Origin of the sequence: Chryseobacterium gotjawalense, from assembly GCF_030012525.1 — a bacterium.
Taxonomy (GTDB): Bacteria; Bacteroidota; Bacteroidia; order Flavobacteriales; family Weeksellaceae; genus Kaistella; species Kaistella gotjawalense.
This window is the reverse complement of sequence record NZ_CP124855.1, coordinates 380,185-402,829: the sequence shown is the minus strand read 5'-3', so window position 1 is coordinate 402,829 and position 22,645 is coordinate 380,185. Positions and strand designations below refer to the sequence as shown.

Genomic DNA, 22,645 nt, shown 5'->3' with positions numbered 1-22,645 from the left:
TTTAGGCAATTAAAAACACGCTGTCTCGCTGAGTTACGGAAATAATCAGGAGCTACAAAACCGGGTATTTTTACCTGTTCAGTCCGGCTCTTCACTGTATCTTTTTTTCGTCGTTCCTCCTCAAAAAAGGATGCCGTTTCGATCCGGGCTAGAATAAAAACCGTTTGTATTTCGAATATTTCCGGAATTACTTCCAAAAACTTCTTTAGTACGTTCATTTTCTTGCATGTTACAAAAAGAAGTTATATTTTTGCACCTCGAAATAATTAACAAAATTAATTAACATTATGAACAATTACGAAACTGTTTTCATTTTAACTCCCGTTCTATCTGACGCACAGGTGGAGGAAGCAGTGAAAAAATTTGAAGACTTATTGACTTCACACAATTGCGAAATCGTTGCCAAAGAAAAATGGGGACTGAAAAAATTAGCCTATCCAATTCAATTAAAAAAGAATGGATTCTACACTTTGATCGAATTCAAAGGTGAAGGTACTGTAGTAGCAGACTTAGAACTTGCTTTCAAACGTGACGAGAGAATCATCCGTTACCTGACTACAAAACTTGACAAACATGCGATCGAGTATGCAGTAAAAAGAAGAACGAAAGTGAAAACTGCGAAAGCTTAATTTTAACCCTTAAAAAAGAAAAGACATGGCAATAGATGATATGGCTAAGCAAGCCTCAGCAGGAGGAGAATCTGAAGTAAGATTTTTAACTCCACTTGACATTAATACAAAATCTGACAAAAAATACTGTAGATTCAAAAAATTCGGAATCAAACATGTAGATTATAAAGATGCAGATTTCCTTCTTCAGTTCGTAAACGAGCAAGGTAAAATTTTACCAAGAAGATATACAGGAACTTCTTTGAAATACCAAAGAAAAGTATCTGCAGCCATCAAAAGAGCAAGACACTTGGCAATGATGCCTTATGTAGCGGATCTTTTGAAATAAGACAAAATAGATAAAAGAATAAAGAGAGAAACTTAATTTGATTAAGTTTCTTTTTTAAAGCTTTTGTTGCTGATTTATAAATTAATTCTAACGATTTTTAGAAATGAGATAAAAGATGAAAGATAAAAGACTTTACAATCTTGCTTCTTTACTCTTTATTCTTTTCTCTAAAATTAAAAACGGACAACAACAATGGACATTATCCTAAAAAAAGACGTAGAAAACTTAGGTTTAGAGTTTGATACAGTAAGTGTAAAACCTGGTTATGCAAGAAACTTCTTGCTACCAAAAGGATTAGCACTTTTGGCAACGCCAAAAAACAAAGCAGCTTTAGCAGAAACTTTAGAAGCTAGAAAAGACGAAGAAGCGAAATTGGTTGCGGCTGCAAATGCAATCGTAGATCAATTGAAAAAAACAACCATCACTATTGCCACTAAAGTTGGTACCGGTGACAAATTGTTTGGTTCAATCAACAACGCTAACCTTTCTGACGAATTATCTAAAGTAGGAGTACAGGTTGATAAAAAATACATCAAGATTCCAGGGAACAATATTAAGAGAACTGGTAAATCTACTGCAATCATCAGACTTCACAGAGAAGTGGAATACAGCTACGAATTCGAAATCGTTTCTGATGCTCCACCAGTCGTAGAAGCTCCTAAACCAGTTGCTAAACCAAAAGCAGTTACAACAGAAGAAACTCCAGCTGAAGAAGCATAAGAGAGTTTTTTGAAATAATTAAAATCCGTTATCATTTATTTGATAGCGGATTTTTTTTGGTGAATGGCGGATAAGTGAATGGTGAATTTATATTCTTTGGTTTTGATTTTTCTCTTCAAAGTTGATGCATTTCTCTAAATATTACCGAACTGAATTATAAGGTCTTCAATGAAGGTAAGTTCAGGAAAATACGTGATGCAAAACAGAAGGAACTCTCTCCTCCTACGGAGCATTTTATTTTAGTTTAAAGATGATTACTATGAATTGAATTCCAGATTTATGCGGTGACATTTTTGGCTCTTTTGGCGAATTCCCTGGTGCTTTGTTTTTATCTGGTTGGTGGTAGAAAAAATTTATTACAGATTGTAATCTTCCCCAAAAATAGGATCATTTAAAAATATAGTTTTTAAATTTGAAAGACTATGAAAAACAGTAAATTTTCAGAAGTTCAGATCATCAAGATATTATCTGAACAAAATCAAGGAAAAACGGTGAATGAGATTTGCCGGGAGCATGGAATTAGCCAGCCAACCTTTTACAAGTGGAAGAGCAAATATGGTGGATTGGATGTTCAGCAACTTTCAAAAATGAAAGAGATGGAAAAGCAACTTTCGCAATATAAAAAGATTGTAGCTGAGCAAACTTTGGAGATTGTAGTCTTAAAAGATGTGATCGAAAAAAAGCTCTAACGCCTTGTGAGAAGCGTGAGTTAGTGGATTATTCGAAAGAAATCCATAACATGAGTTTGCGCAAGGCGTGCAAAGTGTTCAGTTTAAGAAGTTCAGTTTATTATTATCGTCAGGTATTTAAAAGTTCAGATGATGAGATCCGTGCAGAACTTATTTTACTTGCAGATTCTAATCAAACGTGGGGCTTTTGGATGATGCACAATCGATTGAAAAACTTAGGCTTTGGATGGAATCACAAAAGGGTTTATCGGATTTATAAGTCGATGAGATTAAATTTGCGAAGTAAAAGGAAAAAGCGGCTTCCAGCACGGATAAAACAACCACTGGTTCGCCCTATCTATCCGAACGTTACTTGGAGCATGGATTTTATGCACGACAGCTTGGAAAATGGCAAAAGCGTGAGAACCCTTAATATCATTGACGATTTTAACAGAGAGATTTTAAACATCACTATTGATAGCAGCTTGCCCTCTGCAAAAGTAATCTCGCAATTGGAACAATTAATTGAATGGCGGGGAAAACCTGAAAAGATAAGAGTGGACAACGGACCGGAATTTATTGCAGAAAAGATGAAAGATTATTGCAACAAAGAAAATATCGAACTGGGCTTCATTCAACCAGGGAAACCTACACAAAACTCATTGATTGAGAGGTTTAACAGAACGTTCCGGACAGAGTTTTTAAGTGTTTACCTCTTTGAGAACATCAGGCAAATGAGAAATTACGCAGAAATATGGATGTGGATGTACAATAATGAGAGACCGCATAGTGCGTTACAATACCTTACGCCACGGGATTTTTTATTGAAATATGGAAAACTCAATCAAAATAGCGCAAATGAGTTTCCCACATTCCAACAAAATTTCAACAACGACAACAATAAAATATTAACAAAAAACTCTACTTTTGAGTGTGCCTAAACAAGGGAAGATTACAAGATGCTTTAATAAATGTATTGTATCATTAATTTTTGACAATAAGATTCTATAAAAATTAAAAAACCGATCAAGATATTGGATGGAATTAACTTTAAATTACAATCTGTCGATTACTCTAGGTTATCTTTCGTTATTTTCATTAATCAGTTCAGCAAAAAAAAACTTCAGAAATAATTCTGAAGTTTTTAGTTTATAGTAACTTATTTGTTTTTACAAATTTTAATATTTCCCTGCGGGGGTTTTTACATTTCCTAAAATATCCGGGAAGTAATAATCGGCAAGATGCTCAAATTCGTCTCCGCGCATAAACATACTTGCATCAACTTCACTATACGACGATTTTCCGGCAGCGCCAATAAGCTCATTACAGGTACGCAACGTATTTTTGTGGAAGTGATATACGCGCTCACTCTTATCGGTTACATCTAAACCTTTAATAAGCATTTTATCCTGAGTCGCGACTCCGGTCGGACAGGTATTGGTATTACATCTCAATGCCTGAATACAGCCTAAAGCAAACATAAATCCTCTGGCGTTGTTACACATATCTGCTCCCATCGCAATGGCACGAAGGATATCAAGTGAAGTTAATACTTTTCCACTTGCGATTACTTTCAATTTATCTCTAACATTGAAATTGGTCAAAGTTCTATTAACAAAGATTAATGAAGGTTCTAACGGCATTCCTACTCCATCAGAGAATTCTGGTGGGGCGGCTCCTGTTCCACCTTCTGCTCCGTCTACCGTAATAAAATCCGGATAAATTTTCAATACATTCATCTGTGCGCAAATATCTTCAAACTCTTTGGTATCGCCGATACATAATTTGAATCCCACTGGTTTTCCGCCTGAAAGCTCTCTTAATTCCTGCACAAATCTCAGCAATCCCGCTGCATCAGAAAATGCGGAATGCGAAGGTGGAGAAATAATAGTCATGCCCGGTTGTACGTGACGAATGGCTGCAATTTCGGGCGTATTTTTCGAACCCGGCAGTACTCCACCGTGTCCTGGTTTTGCTCCTTGAGAAATTTTCAGCTCAATCATTTTCACCGCCGGAATCGATACATTTTTCTTAAAAATCTCAGGTGAAAATCTACCGTGGTCATCTCTACAACCGAAATATCCGGTTCCGATCTGCCAACATAAATCACCACCTTCCAGGTGATAAGGCGAAATTCCCCCTTCACCGGTATTGTGGTAAAATCCACCTTTTTTTGCACCTCTGTTCAAGGCCATCTGCGCACGGTCACTTAATGATCCAAAACTCATGGCAGAGATATTGAAAAGTGATGCTTTGTATTTCTGAGTACACTGATCGCCACCGACCAATACCGTTGGCAATTCCTCTGAAGGTGATTTGGCGTATATCGAATGTTTTATTCCTTCGTATTTTCTGTTATTGATCTCGAGTTGTGTCCCAAAAGGCACTGTATCACTAATGTTTTTTGCTCTTCTGTAGGCAGCGGAACGTTCGTTTCTTGGAAAAGGTTTTCCATCAGTTTCTCTTTCGATGAAATATTGCTGCATTTCCGGCGAAATTTCTTCAAAGAAATACCGGAAATAACCCAATACCGGAAAGTTACGAAGAATGGCATGTTTGGTCTGGAAACTGTTATAAAGCCCCAATATATAAATACAACTAAGCAGAATCGGGATCCAATAATGGGTTTTAATTAATATAGATATTACCCATGTTACTACCAGAAGTACTAATCCCCACCTAATGAATTTTTCTCTCATTATAAATTTTTTATTTAGTGCCCCAAAAATAATAATAATAAACGGACAAAAAAAACCGCTTTCATTAATTTTGAAAACGGTTCTATCGAAAGTTTCTATTTTATTTATTCCAGTTGATTTTTACAGTTTTCACCTGTTCAGAATCGGTACCGATCATAATATCAAAGTCACCTGCTTCCCAGTCATATTTCAAGGAATGGTTGTAGAATTTCAGCTCTTCGGGAGAGATATTAAAAGTTACTTTTTTACTTTCCCCTTTCTTTAAAAATATTTTTTGGAAACCTTTTAATTCTTTCACAGGTCTTGTGATGCTGCCAACAATATCTCTTATGTAAAGTTGCACTACTTCTGCACCATCATAATTCCCAGTGTTGGTCACCGTAACTGATGCCTGGATGGTTTGATTTCCTTTTGGATTTACGTTAGAAACCGAAATATCAGAATAATTAAAATGGGTATAACTTAATCCATAACCAAATGGATAAAGCGGCGTATTGCATTCGTCCATAAAATTGGAACGGAATCGCTCGTATTCACATTTTTCTGTTTTTTCAGCGCTCAAAGGTCGTCCGGTATTTTTATGATTATAGTACAATGGAACCTGACCTACACTTCTTGGGAACGTCATCGGTAATTTTCCGGAGGGATTTACTTTTCCAAAAAGAACATCTGTAATGGCATTTCCTGCTTCCGTTCCCGGGAACCAAACATTTAAAATGGCTTCCGGAATATCTTTTATATTGGTTAAAGCCAATGGTCTTCCTGTGAAAAGAACGACTACAATTGGTTTACCGGTTTTCTTTAACTCCATTAATAAATCGACCTGAGAAGCAGGAATATCGATTTCTGTTCTGGAAGAAGACTCCCCACTCATCTCGGCAGACTCTCCGATGGCAAGTACAATTACATCTGCCTGATTAGCAACTGATACCGCTTCTTTCAGCAGCTCTTCTTTCGAACGGAAATCCCGGTCAGTTAACTTTCCGTGGGCAGCGTAGATATTTTCTAGTTTTTCACTGTAATCGATATTGGCTCCTTTTGCAGAAATAAATTTCACCTGTTTGCCCAAATTATCCTGCAATCCTTTTACTAACGAAACAGAATTGGCGTGATTTGCACCAACGCTCCACGTCCCGGCCATATTAAGCGCGTTATTCACCAATGGACCAATGACAGCCACAGTTCCTGATTTTTTCAGGGGTAAAATTTGATTTTCATTCTTCATTAAAACCATGGACTGTGCGGCCGTATTTCTTGCAATCTTTCTATTCTCTAAACTGTACACTTCTTTGGCGGCCAATTTTGCGTCACCATATCGGTACGGATCATCAAACAATCCTAAATCATATTTTGCTTCCAAAATTCTTCTGGCTGCAAGATCGATGGATGCTTGGGTCACCTTTCCTTCCTGCAGGGATTTCTTTAAAGTTTTTAAAAATCCTTCGCCCACCATATCCATATCGATTCCTGCATTCAATGACATTGCAGAAACTTGTTGTAAATCTCCCATGCCGTGATCTACCATTTCATTAATTCCAGTATAATCAGTGACAATAAATCCATCAAAACCCCACTGATTCCGAAGCACTTCGGTTTGCAGCCATCGGTTCCCGGTGGCGGGGATTCCGTCGACTTCATTAAAAGAAGCCATTACAGAGCCTACGCCGGCTTCTACTGCCGCTTTATAAGGCGGGAAATATTCATTAAACATTCTGAGATGACTCATGTCAACGGTATTGTAATCTCTACCCGCTTCAGAAGCGCCATATAAGGCAAAATGCTTCACACACGCCAGGATGGTATTATGATGTGATAAATCTTTGCCTTGATAACCATAAACCATTGCTTTTGCGATTTCACTTCCTAAGTAAGGATCTTCGCCGGATCCTTCAGAAACCCTTCCCCATCTTGGTTCACGGGATATATCGGTCATTGGGGAAAACGTCCAGGAAATACCATCCGCGCTGGCTTCTTTGGCGGCAACTCTGGCGGACTGCTGAATCAAATTCATATCCCAAGAGGCTGCTAATCCTAATGGGATTGGGAAATTTGTTTCATATCCATGGATGACATCCATTCCAAAAATGAGCGGAATTTTTAAACGGCTTTTTTCAACGGCAACTTTCTGAACGGCTTTGATTTTATCAGCCCCTTTAATATTAAAAAGTCCGCCCACCAAACCGTCTTCAATTTTTTTTCCGATGTCGGAATTTTGTGCCTGTCCGGTGGTAAAATCTCCGGCACTCGGTAAATTAAGTTGACCGATTTTTTCATCTAAGGTCATTTTCGCCAAAAGATTTTCTACAAAAACTTTTTTCTTGGCTTTATACTGACTGGTCTGGAAAGACTGTACCGGTTTATTGACAATATCCTGTGCCATCACCAAAGACGAAAGTGCCATGGCTGCCAGCAAAACTATTTTTTTCATTTTAATTAAATTTCGTTTATTTCTTTACTCTATTTTTTTTGAGCGAGCATCTACTCATACAACTTCGGATTAGAATGTTTTTTTCTATGGTCTCAATCGTTAGAAAATAAAAATTAAAAGGTGTATTTTGTTGATTTAAAATCCAGTTTTTTCAGTCCCTGTTTAATTTCAGGTGCATTCATAAATAAATTCCATAGTAAACCTGTTCTATAATTCTCAATCATTGGCGAAATGGTTCCCTGATCAATTGCCAGATATCTTGGCGTAAACCAGTCGTTATAATTAATTGAAGTTGCATCATAGGGACCTGCAGAGCCAATGAATTCTGGTTTTTCCTGATATAAAAATCTTAAAAAATCCATCGATTCTTTTGGCGTGTAAGGAAAACTGCTGAGCGCCGCGGTAGGATTAATTACCCCTGAATCATTGATGGGAGTATGCGCAGTGTAACCTACAGAACCATCATTGTTTCTCGTATAACCTGCTGAAAGTCCCCAGTAATTCGGTCCGTAACCTTTCCAACCTTTTGGATTTTCTACGCAGTATTTATAATCAATTAAGACCTGATTTTTATTAAGATCAAAATAGTTGGCAACATATCGGTCAGAAAGACCAGTCGGATCTAATCCGAGATAGGAATATTGCGCCCAGAAAAGTGGACCGCCATACTCTTCTGCGCCATTATGTTTTACGTACATCGGCAATCCATATTTGGTTTTGTCGGTAGTGTAAGTTCCGTTTCTCGTCCATCCTTTATAATAGGTTTCGGCATCAATTGGATAGGTTGGTGAAGAGGCGGCTAAAATATAGGTTACTAAAGTTTCATCATATCCTTTTAAAGGGAAATTCATTTCCCAACCATAGGTTGGAGACCAATGCCAATAGAGCGTTTTTTCGCCACCTTTGGTGTACCAGTTCCACTCTACTCCTTTCCAAAGATCATCCATTTTCTGGGCAAGAATTTTTTCTTCCTGATTTCCGTTTTTAAAGTATTCCCGCACTGAAATAATTCCCTGAACTAAAAATGCAGTTTCTACTAAATCACCACCATTATCTTTTTTACCAAATGGAACTGTTTTTCCGGTTTCTCCATTAATCCAATGCGACCAAGCGCCATGATGCCGGTCTGATTTTGCCAGAAAATCTGCCATCGTCGTTAATCGCTGAACGGCTTCTTTTCGAGGAATAAATTTTCTTTCAACTCCGACGAGAATGGTCATCATTCCGAAACCTGAGCCTCCAGTAGTAATAACGTTTTTATCATTTTGAGGATAAATATTGTCCTCATGATAACGCTCCCGTCCTAACCTGGAGTTGGGTTCAGCTTCTTCCCAGAAATATTTTAATACATCTCTCTGTACCTGATTCATCAATGCTTCATCTGATTTGTTTATCATCTGATTTTCGGTTGCTTTAATAACTGGTTTCGTACTTTCACACGACATTAACAACACACCGGCAAATGCTGAAATAAGAATAATTTTCTTCATGAATACCTAATTAATTTCGAAATTTTTAATTTTTTTTAAAATCCATATCTGCTTGAATGAAACCCCAATTTAATTAATCCCTGCTTAATATCCGGCGCATTCATAAATAATTTCCAAAGGAACTCTGACTGATGGTTTTCAATCATCGGAGAAATTGTTCCCTGATCTATTGCTAAATATCTTGGAGTAACCCAGTTATAATGGACTGAATATGCATCAAATGGACCTGCTACACCAACATATTTCGCATAATTTTCGTTATACAAAAACCTTAAATAGCTTATGCTTTCTGCGGGAGTATAAGCTATATTGGAAATGGCTGCTGTAGGAGAAATCACTCCTAAATCATTGTTCGGCTGATGGGCAGAATAGCCGGTTGTCCCATCTGTGTTTCGGCTGTAACTTGCAGTTAATCCCCAATTCTTTGTACTGTAACCCATCCAGTTTTTAGGATTTTCGATGGCATACTGATGCATTATTTTTGCATGATTTGTTGCAGCATCTCCATAACTCACGTATTCATCGGAAAGTCCGCGTGGATCCAAACCAAGGAAAGAGTAGTGTGAGAAAAACATTGGTCCTACTGTTCCACTTGCTCCATTATGATTAACTATCAATGGGATTCCATATTGTGATGCGGCAGTTTTTATACTCCCATTTCTTGCCCAACCCTGTTGATAAACTGTTTTAGCAATAGAATAATTGGGTGAAGCCGCCGCCAGAATATATGTAATTAAAGTTTCATCATAACCCTGTATTTTTAGATTCATCTGAAAATCGTAATTGGGCGACCAGTGCCAGTACAAAACGTTTTGACCTTGGGTATACCAATTCCATTCGACACCTTTCCAGAGTTCATCAGCTTTTTTACTCAAAGCGAGTTCCTGTGCATCTGTAGAAGTTTTAAAATATTCCCGAACACAGATTAACCCTTGAACAAGAAATGCTGTTTCAACCAAATCACCTCCATTATCCATTGTACCAAAAGGAATCACATTTCCATTATTACCATTAATCCAATGAGGCCAGGCTCCATGAAAACGGTTGGCATTCTGCAAAAAATTAAGAGAAGTTGTCAATCTGGAAACGGCTTCTGTCCGTGGAACATCACCATTTTTAATGGCTACCAGAATGGTCATTAAACCAAAACCAGAACCTCCCGTAGTAATCACTGAAGCATCTGTTCCCGGATTATCGGTATGGTAACGTTCCCGTGCTAATTTCGAATTCGCTTCTGCATAATCCCAAAAATATTTGGTAACGTCTTTTTGAGTCATTCCGATAATTTGAGGATCGGTATAAACAGTATTTATCGGAGGTTCACTACCGCCGCCGCCAATTGGTGTTCCGCCACTTTTTGGTGGTGAATCACGCGAGCATGAAACAAGCAAAAAAGCTACAGCCAATAATTGGATTGATTTTTTCATTTAATTTTATATCAAAAGAGCCACCTCACGATGGCTCTGTTATGAGTTTATCTGTTGTCTTTTTCCAATTTGTACAGCGCGTTTACATCTGCACTTTTCAATGGAATATTATAAATTCTAAATTCATCTAACATTCCGGCAAAACTTGTTGCCCAGTCTTGCGGCGAGCCATTGTTTTGAGGAGGATTAGTATCAAACTGGTGTGTTCCTATTACCACTTTTCCATTGGTCCCAACCAATTGAATTGCACCATAACCAGGAGCACCATTTGGATTATCGATGCCTCCAGGATCTTTTGCAAACCATGGCGCAGAACCTGTAATTCCCCCGGCAGGAGCAAAAGGAAAACCTGTTAGATTAGCTGCCGGTTCTCCATTGAGATAAGCACTTACTTTGCTGGTTGCTGGGTCATAGGTTACGGTAACATAAATCCATTTATTTTTGCTTCCATCGATATTCATCATCACGCTTTGCCCTCTCCAGTCCACTGCAGGTCTTCCGTTTTCCACAGAAAGTTTTAGGCGGATACGGTCTGGGTTTGCATTGTCCGGGTTATCAATAAATAAATTAATTCCACCCCAAAATTCGGTTGGGCGAACAATTGAAAAAATTCCCTGCGCTCCTTTCCCCTGACCTGGAGTTGCCGGATCTACCGTATTGGCACTTTTCATCCAAAATGAAAAAGTAAAGGCGCTAAGTCCGGTAACCGCGGGCGAAATATTGGCAACGGCATATCTTTTCTGAGAATCAGAACCGCTGTACGCTTTTCCTTTAATCCCAGAATCATATGCTACTGAAGTCCCAACAGCATTAGTTATATTATTGTATTTATCGTTCAAATTGTCTTCAAAGCTAAGTTTGGTGATAAGATTGGCAGCAGCAACATCATCTGAATTTTCATATCCGCCGATGGCTGCGTACGGGACAGGAAGATTATCACGGTCAATACTGTCTTCACAACTCAGTGTAATGACACCCATCAAAAAAGCTACCCCGATATATTTAATTAAAGTTCTATTTTTCATAATCAATATTTTTTGAAAATTAATAGTTAGGATTTTGCGCAGATAATCCTTTGGCTTCAGCAATAAAAGAACTCGGCAAAGGAAATACTTCATGTTTTCCTACGACAAAAGTTTTTCCGTCTGCGGCCATCGCTGCCTTTGCCTGTCCTGTTCTTACTAAATCAAACCACCGGTCATGTTCCAGCGCTAATTCTAATCTTCTCTCCTGCCAGATTGCTGTTCTTACATCAGCTTGTGAAACTGCCGTAGAATTTGCTAATCCCGCTCTGTTTCTAACTTGATTTAAGAATGGAAGTGCGGCGGCTGTTTGACCCAATTCATTCATGGCTTCAGCTTTCATTAATAAAACCTCAGCATATCTAAGATATCTGATATTGGTGTCAGAGTAATCATCTCCCGTATAATTGGAAGAATATACTTTGTAATTGTAAAAAGGATTTTCTACCGTAGCCGGGACAATTCTGCCATCATATAAAGTTGAGTTTCTAAAAATAATGGTTGCATCTCTTCTTTTGGTATCACCCGCTGCGTTGAAGGCATCCACTAAATTTTGAGATGGTGTTGCAAAACCCCAACCCCAGCCTCCTGCACCACGGGCGCCCTGAGTCTGAGAATACTGTTGAATTCCTGGTTGTTGTGGGCCACCTTTTCCCTGGATTTCAAAAATGGATTCTTGATTATTTTCTCCTGAAATTTTATAAATATCTGCAAAGTTTGGTGTGAGTGAATAACCTGTTACCAAATTACAGTTATCAATCACTTTCTGCCAATTTTTCTGATAAAGATTTACTTTCGCCAGCAGTGCGTAAGCTGCACCTTTTGAAGCGCGACCTTTGTTTGCAGCCGAGTAAGTGTTTTTATCTGGTAAGGCCCCAATTGCATCATTCAAGTCATTCATAATGAAAGCATAAACCTCTTCTTTTGATTTTCTGGTCAGCAACATTGTTCTATCGGCTTCATTTCCCGCAGCTGGAACATGATCCACAACAGGTACACCTCCAAACGATCTCACTAAAATAAAATAGGAGAACGCGCGAAGAAATTTAGCTTCTCCTGTTAATCTATTTCTAAGATCTGTATTGGCATTGGTAAGCAGCGGAAGATAAGACAATGCCTGATTGGACCGGTTGACTGCCTGATAATGACCTTGCCATACATCTTGAAAAGAACTTCCTGTTGCAGTGAAATTCAAGGCATCTAATAAATCTTTGTCACCACCTGCGTCACCCGGTGAAGACCCTTTATCAGCTTCGTCAGATGCAATGGTTGTAATGCCAACCCAGGAAAACGAACTGATGTTCCAATCTAAATATTTGGCATAAATCGCAGAAACGAAACTTTCAGCACCGGCGTCATTATTGAGCAAAGACAGGTCGTCAGTAGAAATTGCTTCTGTTGGTTTTACCTCTAAAAAATCATTACGACAACTCTGGCTAGAGAGTGAAAATAAAAGTAATGATGATAATATTATTATTTTTTTATTCATTTTTTTAAATTTTTAAAATTTCAAATTTACTCCTAATACAAAAGATCGCAATGTTGGATATGCATCTAACTCAATACCAGTTAATCCATAAGGATCACCATTGGCATTAAGTTCTGGGGAGAACCCAGTAAATTTCTGCGTGATAAAAGGGTTAACAGCACTCACATAAACCCGTAAAGAAGATAAATAATCAACTGGTTTAGATAAGGTATATCCTAGCGCAATATTATTAATTCTAAAGAAATCACCTGATTCTAAATAATAATTCGATGCTAATGGCACTGCATTGAAAGGTGCAGGATTGGATGAGCCCATATTGGTACTGCTGTAGAAATCTGTAGCTACGCCGTATTCAATATTTTCACCAGAGAAACGCTGTGCTTTTTTACCATTATATACTTTAGCTCCAAATGTTCCGTAGCCATTTACAGAGAGATCAAGCTGTTTGAAAGTTACACCTAAATTAACACCGTACGTAGAAGTAGGCATATAAGAACCGAAGAATTTACGATCTGCTAAATCATCAGCACCAGTTTTTCCATTACCATTAGTATCCACGTATGTAAATTTACCATCGGCATCAATTCCGCTAACTTCCCACAACCAGAAACTACCTAATGGCTGCCCAACAGCAATATCACTAAGGTACTTGGTATATTGTCCGTTTGATAAATCACCTCCTTTAATAGGATTTACATTCTCATTAGCAAGTTTGCTTAAGTTATTCTTGTTGTGAGAAAAATTTCCGCTCAGGTTATAACTCCAGTTTTCGTTGATTTTATCAGCCCAGCTCAGCATCAGTTCGAAACCTTTGTTGGTTACTTCACCCAAATGAGCATATCCATTTTGAGAAATTCCAGAAGTTGAAACAGGAATCATTGCTAAAATAATATTCTTGGTGATTCTGTTATAGAAATCCACGGAACCTTTTAATTTTCTGTTCACCATTTCGAAATCAAGTCCTGCACTGGATTCTTCTGTTATCTCCCAAGAAAGATTAGGATCATAAATTTTATCTAAAGTTGTTCCGTTGGAAATGGCATTACCATTAAAGGCATAGTTGTAACGGTCTCCACTGGCAAAAGGCAGATAATTGGTCGGGATATTCTGGTTGCCCAGTCTTCCCCAACCGCCTCTTAATTTCAACATATTTAAGAAAGAAACGTCTTTAAGGAAAGACTCTTCAGAAACCACCCAACCTGCTCCGAAAGCAGGAAAAGTTCCCCATTTATTACCTTGGGCAAATTGTGATGAACCATCTCTTCTAATCGTCGCCGTTAATAAATACCGATTCATTAATTTATACTGTGCTCTGGCAAAATAAGAATTAGTGGTGTTTTTATTTCCATTTACACTATATAAAGAGATTAGCTGATCCAAATAGTTCGTTCCCGACAGATCCCAATAATTACTGTTAAGGACCATATTTTTCCGGGTAGTACTTATTGTATTTTCCCCATCACGGACTGCTGCTTCAGTACCTATCGTAGCTTCAATATCATGAATTCCGAATTTTTTGGCATAGGTTAAGTAATTGGTCAAACTCCAATTAAAATAATCTTTTTTCTCATTAAATAAGGTATTCACATTATCAGTCGGTTTGTAATCAGAAACTTTTCTCGTAGGATCTGCCGCTAACCAAATGCTCAACAAATCGGCATAGTTATAACTCTTGAAATTATAGTATTCACCAGAGAATTGAGATGTAAATTTAAGATCTTTCATCAGATTAAGATCTAGTTTTAAACCTCCCTGCAGCTGCATTGATTTTTGCTTTTCATTAAATAAATTCAGTTGCGCAACCGGATTTCCAACATTATTAAAGGAGGAACCTGTCGGCGAAGCAAAACCGTTTGCTCCTACGAATGAAACGCCATACTTACCACCCGGAAAATAAACCGGCACAAGAGGCGACTGTTTATAAGCAGCAGTAAAAGCACTCAGAGGTTTTGGGGTAACATTGGTAAACGCAACTGATAATGTTTGGGTAAGCACAATACCTTTGGATACCTTAAATTCATTATTCGTTCTTATCGTACTTCTGTTATAATCAGTTCCCTGTAAAATTGCTTTTTCGTCATAATTTCCTAAACTCAAGAAATATTTTGCATTTTCCGAAGCTCCTGATAAAGATAAATTATGTTGATTGAAGGTTCCAGTTCGGGTTATTTCTTTAAACCAATCGGTATTAACCGGTTGATCCTGAGAAAATTTCGTCATCTGCAAAGCGGTATTCGTATAAAAAGAAAACAGGTTACTACCTGCCATTTTCACTTTTTTCAACGGCATTCTTACTCCTGCCAAACCATCATATTCTACAGAAATCTTTTTACCTTTTCCGGATTTTGTCGTGATGATAATCACACCATTTGCGGCTCTATTTCCATAGATTGCTAGTGCGGAAGCATCTTTCAGAACGTCGTACGTTAAGATATCATTGGAATTGATATTATTGATGTTATCAGCAAAAAGGCCATCAACTACATACAGCGGATTTCTACCACTCAGTGCCGTACCCAAACCACGAATAATAACTGATGGCGTCGAACCTGGTAAATCAGAAGCAATTACAGTAACTCCCGCTGCTTTCCCCTGGATTGCCTGCGTCGCATTTAAAACCTTTGTTTTACTGAGTTCCTCTGCATTGATTGAGCTTATTGAAGTAGTATTATCCACTTTTTTTCTCGTTCCATAACCAATCATCACCACTTCCTCAATGAGTTGTTCTTTGATTGCGGTGTCCTTGCGAGTTTCCTGCGCGCCGACATTCACACCGAAGTATAGCGCCGCTATTAAACAAGGAAATTTTAGATTACTGTTTTTCATATTTAAAGTTTTATCTTTTATCTATATTTAATAAAGCCATTATCTGTTTATGACCATATTAGTTCTAACTCTTTCAAAGTTATATAAATTTATGCAATGTTAACGATAATATAAATTTATTATAATTTTTTGTTAATGACTTTAATCACTACCCATAAATTTTTTGGCGTATTATTTGACTACAGTAAAAATACTAACTTAAGAAAATCATTATGAGAAGAAATACAATATTAGTGGCCACAATGGCCATCGCAACAATCGGAACCACAACACAGTCATGTCTGGCAATAGCAACCTCCAGCGTTGGCTTAGCTGTATTGAAACAAATTTTATTAGGCGGAATTACCAAAGGTTTAAATATCTTCAGCAGTAAAGACAGTTTTTTGGGAAATCAACTCATCGAAGCCGCATTGCCGCAACAGTTGAGAGACATTAATAATACTTTGCAAAAAGTAGGGTTAAGTAATCTGGTTCAAAAAGAAAAAGAATATATCGCGAGCGCAGCAGCATTTACAGTTGATATTTCCCGGCCAATTTTGATAAATGCCGTCAATTCTTTAACAGCAGAAGATGCCACAAGAATCGTACAGGGAGGAAGTGGTGCCGCAACACAACTGTTACGGGAAAGAACTTCGGCACAGTTGATGGCTGCGATCGCACCGAAGGTAGATGCAAAACTGAACGAGTTTGGACTAGTACAGTCTTTGAACTCAGCATTGTCAGGAACCAATATTTTAGGAAGTATTTTCGGTGGTCAGAACAACAATAATTTAGCGACGGGCTCAATAAGCAAATTCGCCGCTCAACAAATGGTTAACGGGCTTTTTAACATTATTGAAAATCACGAGCAGCAAAATTCAAATACCATTCTTAATTCACTCAACGGAACGAGATAAAAAATATATTTAACTATCTTTGAAGTCCGGTTTAGGCCGGATTTTTTTTAACTAAAACAAATATAAAATGGCTAATATTATTGAAAACCAAGATCATAAAAGCTCCGAAGATTTTTACAGTTCTTTAAAAGAAAAACTGGAAGCCACTCACTATTTCCCCGAAGATTATCAGTTCAAATTCATTGTTTTAAATGAAGAAAGAAAAATCACAGAAATTTACCGTGTGTTTGATGATTTGAAATTTACACTGACAACGCGGGACAGCAAAAACGCAAAATATACCTCACTCACTATTACGGCTTTTGTGCTGGATGCTGAACATGTAATTTCCGTTTATAAAAAAGTGGGCGAAATCGAAGGAGTTATGTCCCTTTAATTAATGCATATGAATATTCTAATTACAGGCGGGACAGGACTGGTCGGAAATGAATTAGTCAAAAAGCTGGAAGAACATCAACATTCTGTAAGAATTCTAAGCCGCTCAAAAAGTAATGCAAAAAATGAATTCTACTGGAACGTGGCTGAAAAAAAAATCGACGAAAAGGCTTTTGAAAATTTAGATTGCATCATTCATCTGGCGGGCGCAAACATCAGCGAAAGATGGACCGACAGTTATAAAAAAGAAATGCATTCCAGCAGAATTGATTCTGCCAACCTGCTGTTTGATTATTGCCGGAAAAAGGGAATCCACTTAAAATCATTCATTTCTGCCTCGGGAATTAATTATTACGGAACGTTTAATTCTGACCGTATTTTAACTGAAGATTCCGGAATTGTAAAAACAGATTTTCTCGCAAAACTTTGTGAAGATTGGGAAAAAGCTGCAGACCAATTTTCTGAAATTTCAGATAGAATTGTTTGTTTGCGAACGGCCATGGTTTTATCAAAAGAAGGAGGAGCATTTCCCATGCTGAAAAAAACAATCGATTTAAATATGGGTTCTGCAGTGGGATCCGGTAAACAATGGATGAACTGGATTCATATCGATGATCTGGTCAATATGTATGTAACCGCTGTTGAAAATTCTGCAATCAATGGAAAATACAATGCAGTCGCTGATGAAACCTTAACAAATAAAGACTTCATGAAAAAACTGGCAAAAGCTTCGGATAAGTTTTTTCTTCCTTTGAATGTTCCGTCTTTTATACTGAAAACAGTTTTAGGAGAAATGAGTTCGATTATTTTAGAAGGCACCCGGGCGGATAACAAAAAAATCAAATCGCAGGGATTTGATTTTAAATATTCACATCTCGACGATGCTTTCAAAACGTTAATTTAATTATTTTTCAATAAAAAGTTTTACATTTTCGATGGGACGGCCGATCATTGCGACGGAACCTTTAATGATTACCGGTCTTTGAATCAACTCCGGATTTTTCACTAACATCTGGATTAAATCTTCATCCGATAAATTCCTGTCTTTAAACTGTTCCTTATGTAACTTCTCATTTGTTCTCACCAAATCCTTTACCGGACAATGAAGTTTCTTCAAAACAGTCCGCAGCTCCGTTTCGCTCAGCGGCTGATTGATGATATCAATAATTTCAAAAGGAATCCCGTTTTCATCCAGATATTCTAAAATACCGCGACTTTTCGAACAGGAATTATTATGAAGAATTTTAATCATTTTCTTTAAATTAAAAGGTTACAGCAAATATTACGGACTTGGTTACAGCGCATCAAATTATGGCTCTTCATTTTCCCCTAATAAAAAAATCTAAAACAATCCGTGCAATTCGGTTTCTATTCTTTGCAGAATTAAACCAAAATCTTCAGGTCTTTCCACAAAGTCCAAATCATCTACTTCGATGACCAATAGTTTCCCTTCGCTGTATTCAGAAATCCAACTTTCATATTTCTGGTTCAGTTTCGAAAGATATTCGATAGAAATTGACGCTTCATAATCACGTCCTCTTTTGTAAATTTTCTTCACCAGATTGGGCACATCGGACTTTAAATAAATCAACAGATCAGGTGCCGAAACAAAACTTTTCATCAGATGAAAAACAGAGGAATAATTGGCGAAATCACGGTCAGTCAACAGTTCCATGTCATTTAGATTTTCAGCAAAAATGTGTGCATCTTCATAAATCGTACGGTCCTGAATGACGCTTTTTCCGCTATCCCGAATTTCTTTCACCTGGCGGAATCTACTTCCCAAAAAATAAATTTGTAAGGCAAAACTCCATTTGCTCATATCGGCATAAAAATCCTCCAAATAAGGATTATGATCTACATCTTCAAATTGCGCTTCCCAACCGTAATGTTTTGATAACATAGTGGTTAAAGTCGTTTTTCCCGCGCCGATATTTCCTGTAACAGCAATGTGCATTTCTAAATTTTATTTAATGAATCAGTAATTTATTTTTCGAAAAAGACCATAAATTAATTCTAAATTTTCTTTATTAAAAGATAGTTGTTATTTAATTCCAAAGTCTTTTTCGAGGGGGTAAAGATAAAGTTTGTTCCCTTTGATAACAAAATAAGAAGCAGAGTTTTTATCCACAATTTGCGAATTGTCAGCCTTAAAAACAGTTTTCAAAGCGTGCTCCTCTATTTTATGGATGGCAGTTTTGGAAATAATAAATATCCGGTCATTTTCACGGCGAAGTTTCCGGCCATTTTCCAGCGCAAAATCAGCTGTTTTTTCTGATTTGAAATTATAAACCGACAAATGATCGTCATGTAAGAAATAAACCTTTTTTTCGAAAATTAAAAGATCGATGATATTTTCAAAATTAAGATTAAATGAAAAGGTATTGATGATACGGTCATCCCGGAAATTGTACTGAATTAATCGTTTCGTACTTTCATCCAAAAGCCACACCTGCTGCAGATCTTCTACATAAGCAGTTTTGATAAATCCGAATTTCTGCCGGAAATTAATGGTTTGAATCTGATTTAAATTTTGGTCAAAAAACTTTAATTCCTGAGCATTTTCAGAAAATGAGGGAATGTTTAAAGGATTCTGCACCGACTGAATCCGGAACGGCAAAGTCAGCATCAGTTTCGCTTTCTGATTTCCCAGAGAATCGTATTTTGTAAAGCTGAAATCTTGGTTTTTGTAGAGATAAATATTACCGTAATCATCTGCGAAAAGATCTTTGGCTGTTGCTAATCTTAACGTATCAAAAGGAAGAATTTTCTGCGCAGAAAGTGAACAAAATAAAAATAGAATCAATATTTTAAAAACTTTCAGCATTTAATTATTTGATTGAAACCTCGTAAATTTTCGACCATAATTTTCCGGTAATCAACATATTATCTCCTTTAAATGCGATTCCGTTTAAAGTATTTTCGCTATCAATATCGGTATATTGCTTGGCAATATCTGTAAAATCAATTGTTCCAACCACTTCCCCATTCTTTGGATTTATTTTTAAAATGACGTCTTTGTGCCAAACATTTGCATAGATGAATCCGTTATGATATTCCAGTTCATTGAGTTGGTCATACGCTTCGGTATTTCCTGCGACCGAAATGTAACGAACCATTTTCGACGGGTCAGAAACGCTGAGGAAATAAATATTTTTTGTTCCATCAGAAGCAATTAAGTCTTTACCGTCATAAGTTAAACCCCAACCTTCACCCATCACATTTGGATAAGGAAATTCGCTCAACTCTTTCAAAGAGTTTTTGTCGTAAACAAATCCTTTTTTATTTCTCCAAGTCAATTGATAAATTTTGTCACCAACAATCGCACAACCTTCGGAAAAAACATCATCGGCTTGAGTTGTTTGCGCAATCGGAGTAGTTGTTCCAAGGGTATATTTCCAAATTCTGGATTCTCCTAACTGTCCATCAGATTCATAAATAGTGTTGCCGTCAATTTGAAAACCTTGGGTAAAACTTTTCGGGTCGTGAGGATATTCTTTTACGATTTCGTAGGTTAATTTTGCTGCTGGGTTTTTCGCAAAAACGTTAATAGTCGCATCTTGATTTAAAATCTCACCGCCTTTTTTCTTGATATTAAAAGTAACCTGATTATCTCCTAAAGTAAAATATGCGGGATCAACTACCAGCTTTGAGGTTTCTTTGTCACCAAAACTAATCGAGATACTTTCCGCATTATCGGTCACCTCTTTCGGTAGCTCTAAATGATCCCCAAAATGATAACCTTTGCTTTCCATCGAAAGATTATAGTCATTTAAAGTATTGAGAATTTCCTTGTCTTTATTACAGGAAACAAGAAAAACTAAAGCAAAAACGGTGGAAATAATTCTAATCTTCATTCAATAAATTTTTTCAAAAATACTGAATTTTACTTACACATAACGTTCCAAAGATTCCCCGAACAAAATAATAATTATATTTGTTCCACTTATTTCTTTAAAAATGAAAAAAACTCTTGCCCTTCTTATTTTCACTTCTGCAGTTTTTTCTGCACAGCAATTCACAAAACAAGATTCGCTAAAAGGCTCTAACACCGAATTCAGGAATTTCTGGGATGTCAAAAAATATGAAATTTCTGTGGAACCAAAGTTCGCAGATCAGTCGGTTTCCGGTACGAACAAAATAACTTTTGAAATTTTAAAAGACGTTAAAAACCCTGTATTTCAAATCGATTTACAGCAGCCGATGAATTACAAAATCATCGGTTCTGACACCAAATCATATTCTTCAAAAAGAGAAGGCGATTTTATTTTCATCACGGCGAAGAAAAATTATAAAAAAGGCGAAACGCATTCTTTCACCATTCAATTTTCCGGAAATCCTGTTGTGGCCAAAAATGCGCCTTGGGACGGTGGCTGGGTTTTCAAGAAAGATGCCCAGGGAAATCCGTGGATGTCTGTGGCTCAGGAAGGAATCGGCGCTTCGGTTTGGTTGCCCTCGAAAGATCTCTGGAGTGATGAACCTGATAACGGCATGATTATGAAAATCATTACCCCCAAAGATTTGGTTGGTGTAGGAAATGGAAGATTGATTGCCCAAAAATCTGAAAAAGATAAAAAGGTTTATACGTGGGAAGTTAAAAATCCAATCAATCTTTATTCTATCGTTCCTAATGTTGGGAAATACGTCAATTTTAAAGAAACTTATGCCGGCGAAAAAGGTGCACTTGATTTGGATTACTGGGTTTTGGACTATAATCTGGAGAAAGCCCAAAAACAGTTTCAACAGGTTAAACCGATGATGAAAGCCTTCGAACACTGGTTCGGTCCATATCCTTTCTACGAAGATTCTTATAAACTGATAGAAACGCCCTATCTCGGGATGGAACATCAAAGTGGCGTAGGATATGGAAACAATTACGAAAACGGTTATTTAGGTCGTGACTTATCAGGAACCGGAGTTGGTTTAAACTGGGATTTCATCATCATTCATGAAAGCGGACACGAATGGTTTGCCAATAATATCACCGCAAAAGACAAGGCAGATATGTGGATTCATGAGGGTTTCACCAATTATTCTGAAACCTTGTTTGTGGAGGATTTTATGGGCAAAGCAGCGGCTGAAAAATACTTAGTCGGAATCCGTAAAAACATTAGAAATGACGGGCCAATTATTGGTCCTTACGGCGTTGCAAAATCAGGAAGCAGCGATATGTATTACAAAGGTGCCAACATGATTCATACGATTCGCCAAGTCATTAATAACGATGAAAAGTTCAGACAAATTCTGCGTGGTTTGAATAAAGATTTCTACCATCAAACCGTTACCACAAAACAGGTAGAAGATTATATTTCTAAAAAATCCGGGATTGATTTTTCTACTGTTTTTGATCAATATCTAAGAACGACCAAAATTCCGACTTTAGAATATTCACAAACCGGAAATACTTTAAAATACCGCTATACGCAGATTGTAAAGGATTTAAAATTGCCGCTCAGAATTAACGGTAACCAGGAAATCAATCCGACTGAAAATTGGCAAACGGTGACATTAGCGTCTGGAGATCCGGTAAAATTAGATGAGAACTATTACATTTATTATTCTCAGCAAAAATAAACGGTATAAAAAATACACCCCGTTTTATAAAATAAAAAATGCCGCTTCTTCTGGAAACGGCATTTTTTTCTTTT

Annotated in this window: 20 protein-coding genes; 9 read left to right on the top strand and 11 right to left on the bottom strand. The window is 37.2% G+C overall.

Annotated features, from left to right (window positions below):
- The first annotated feature begins 287 nt into the window (after nucleotides 1-287).
- From rpsF to QGN23_RS01740, 5 genes are all read left to right on the top strand, one after another.
- Nucleotides 288-629 carry a 30S ribosomal protein S6 gene (gene rpsF, locus QGN23_RS01760; RefSeq protein ID WP_282905318.1) on the top strand — a complete coding sequence of 114 codons (342 nt, stop codon included), beginning with the start codon at nucleotides 288-290 and terminating at the stop codon, nucleotides 627-629.
- Nucleotides 630-654: 25 nt separating this feature from the next.
- A complete protein-coding gene (gene rpsR / locus QGN23_RS01755; RefSeq protein ID WP_133440260.1) occupies nucleotides 655-957 on the top strand; it encodes a 30S ribosomal protein S18 in 303 nt (100 codons plus the stop codon).
- Between the two features lie 192 nt (nucleotides 958-1,149).
- Nucleotides 1,150-1,677: a 50S ribosomal protein L9 gene (rplI, locus tag QGN23_RS01750; RefSeq protein ID WP_282905317.1), complete on the top strand. Its 528-nt coding sequence runs from the start codon at nucleotides 1,150-1,152 to the stop codon at nucleotides 1,675-1,677.
- Nucleotides 1,678-2,099: 422 nt separating this feature from the next.
- Nucleotides 2,100-2,366, top strand: a complete 267-nt coding sequence (locus tag QGN23_RS01745) for a transposase (RefSeq protein ID WP_133439681.1) — start codon at nucleotides 2,100-2,102, stop codon at nucleotides 2,364-2,366.
- A gap of 23 nt (nucleotides 2,367-2,389) precedes the next feature.
- Entirely contained in the window at nucleotides 2,390-3,286 is an 897-nt protein-coding gene (locus QGN23_RS01740; protein ID WP_282905316.1) for an IS3 family transposase, read from the top strand.
- A gap of 237 nt (nucleotides 3,287-3,523) precedes the next feature.
- Here QGN23_RS01740 and QGN23_RS01735 read toward each other — a convergent pair whose 3' ends face one another.
- The 7 genes from QGN23_RS01735 to QGN23_RS01705 form a co-directional block, all read right to left on the bottom strand.
- Nucleotides 3,524-5,044 (bottom strand): FMN-binding glutamate synthase family protein, encoded by a 1,521-nt coding sequence (locus QGN23_RS01735; RefSeq protein WP_282905315.1) that lies wholly within the window; start codon nucleotides 5,042-5,044, stop codon nucleotides 3,524-3,526.
- Between the two features lie 100 nt (nucleotides 5,045-5,144).
- Nucleotides 5,145-7,472 carry a beta-glucosidase BglX gene (gene bglX, locus QGN23_RS01730; protein ID WP_282905314.1) on the bottom strand — a complete coding sequence of 776 codons (2,328 nt, stop codon included), beginning with the start codon at nucleotides 7,470-7,472 and terminating at the stop codon, nucleotides 5,145-5,147.
- A 113-nt stretch (nucleotides 7,473-7,585) separates the two neighbouring features.
- Nucleotides 7,586-8,962, bottom strand: coding sequence for a glucoamylase family protein (locus tag QGN23_RS01725; protein ID WP_396127341.1), 1,377 nt, complete (start codon nucleotides 8,960-8,962; stop codon nucleotides 7,586-7,588).
- A 35-nt stretch (nucleotides 8,963-8,997) separates the two neighbouring features.
- Entirely contained in the window at nucleotides 8,998-10,389 is a 1,392-nt protein-coding gene (locus tag QGN23_RS01720) for a glucoamylase family protein (RefSeq protein WP_282905313.1), read from the bottom strand.
- A gap of 47 nt (nucleotides 10,390-10,436) precedes the next feature.
- Complete coding sequence (locus tag QGN23_RS01715; RefSeq protein WP_282905312.1) at nucleotides 10,437-11,414, bottom strand: LamG-like jellyroll fold domain-containing protein; 978 nt, start codon at nucleotides 11,412-11,414, stop codon at nucleotides 10,437-10,439.
- A gap of 19 nt (nucleotides 11,415-11,433) precedes the next feature.
- Nucleotides 11,434-12,900 (bottom strand): RagB/SusD family nutrient uptake outer membrane protein, encoded by a 1,467-nt coding sequence (locus QGN23_RS01710; RefSeq protein ID WP_282905311.1) that lies wholly within the window; start codon nucleotides 12,898-12,900, stop codon nucleotides 11,434-11,436.
- 12 nt (nucleotides 12,901-12,912) lie between these two features.
- Entirely contained in the window at nucleotides 12,913-15,726 is a 2,814-nt protein-coding gene (locus tag QGN23_RS01705; RefSeq protein ID WP_282905310.1) for a SusC/RagA family TonB-linked outer membrane protein, read from the bottom strand.
- A gap of 212 nt (nucleotides 15,727-15,938) precedes the next feature.
- Between QGN23_RS01705 and QGN23_RS01700 the strand changes: the two genes are divergently transcribed.
- The 3 genes from QGN23_RS01700 (at nucleotide 15,939) to QGN23_RS01690 (ending at nucleotide 17,901) form a co-directional block, all read left to right on the top strand.
- Entirely contained in the window at nucleotides 15,939-16,622 is a 684-nt protein-coding gene (locus QGN23_RS01700; protein WP_282905309.1) for a DUF4197 family protein, read from the top strand.
- 67 nt (nucleotides 16,623-16,689) lie between these two features.
- Nucleotides 16,690-16,998, top strand: coding sequence for a DUF493 family protein (locus QGN23_RS01695; protein WP_282905308.1), 309 nt, complete (start codon nucleotides 16,690-16,692; stop codon nucleotides 16,996-16,998).
- Nucleotides 16,999-17,007: 9 nt separating this feature from the next.
- Nucleotides 17,008-17,901, top strand: coding sequence for a TIGR01777 family oxidoreductase (locus QGN23_RS01690; protein WP_282905307.1), 894 nt, complete (start codon nucleotides 17,008-17,010; stop codon nucleotides 17,899-17,901).
- Here the strand turns inward: QGN23_RS01690 and QGN23_RS01685 are convergent, their stop codons facing one another.
- From QGN23_RS01685 to QGN23_RS01670, 4 genes are all read right to left on the bottom strand, one after another.
- Nucleotides 17,902-18,249 carry an arsenate reductase family protein gene (locus QGN23_RS01685; protein ID WP_282905306.1) on the bottom strand — a complete coding sequence of 116 codons (348 nt, stop codon included), beginning with the start codon at nucleotides 18,247-18,249 and terminating at the stop codon, nucleotides 17,902-17,904. It abuts the gene before it with no gap.
- 90 nt (nucleotides 18,250-18,339) lie between these two features.
- A complete protein-coding gene (locus QGN23_RS01680; RefSeq protein WP_282905305.1) occupies nucleotides 18,340-18,954 on the bottom strand; it encodes a deoxynucleoside kinase in 615 nt (204 codons plus the stop codon).
- A gap of 87 nt (nucleotides 18,955-19,041) precedes the next feature.
- Nucleotides 19,042-19,824 carry a hypothetical protein gene (locus tag QGN23_RS01675; protein WP_282905304.1) on the bottom strand — a complete coding sequence of 261 codons (783 nt, stop codon included), beginning with the start codon at nucleotides 19,822-19,824 and terminating at the stop codon, nucleotides 19,042-19,044.
- A gap of 4 nt (nucleotides 19,825-19,828) precedes the next feature.
- Nucleotides 19,829-20,854, bottom strand: coding sequence for a glutaminyl-peptide cyclotransferase (locus tag QGN23_RS01670; RefSeq protein WP_282905303.1), 1,026 nt, complete (start codon nucleotides 20,852-20,854; stop codon nucleotides 19,829-19,831).
- Nucleotides 20,855-20,957: 103 nt separating this feature from the next.
- Between QGN23_RS01670 and QGN23_RS01665 the strand changes: the two genes are divergently transcribed.
- Nucleotides 20,958-22,571, top strand: coding sequence for a M1 family metallopeptidase (locus QGN23_RS01665; RefSeq protein ID WP_282905302.1), 1,614 nt, complete (start codon nucleotides 20,958-20,960; stop codon nucleotides 22,569-22,571).
- Nucleotides 22,572-22,645: the final 74 nt, after the last annotated feature.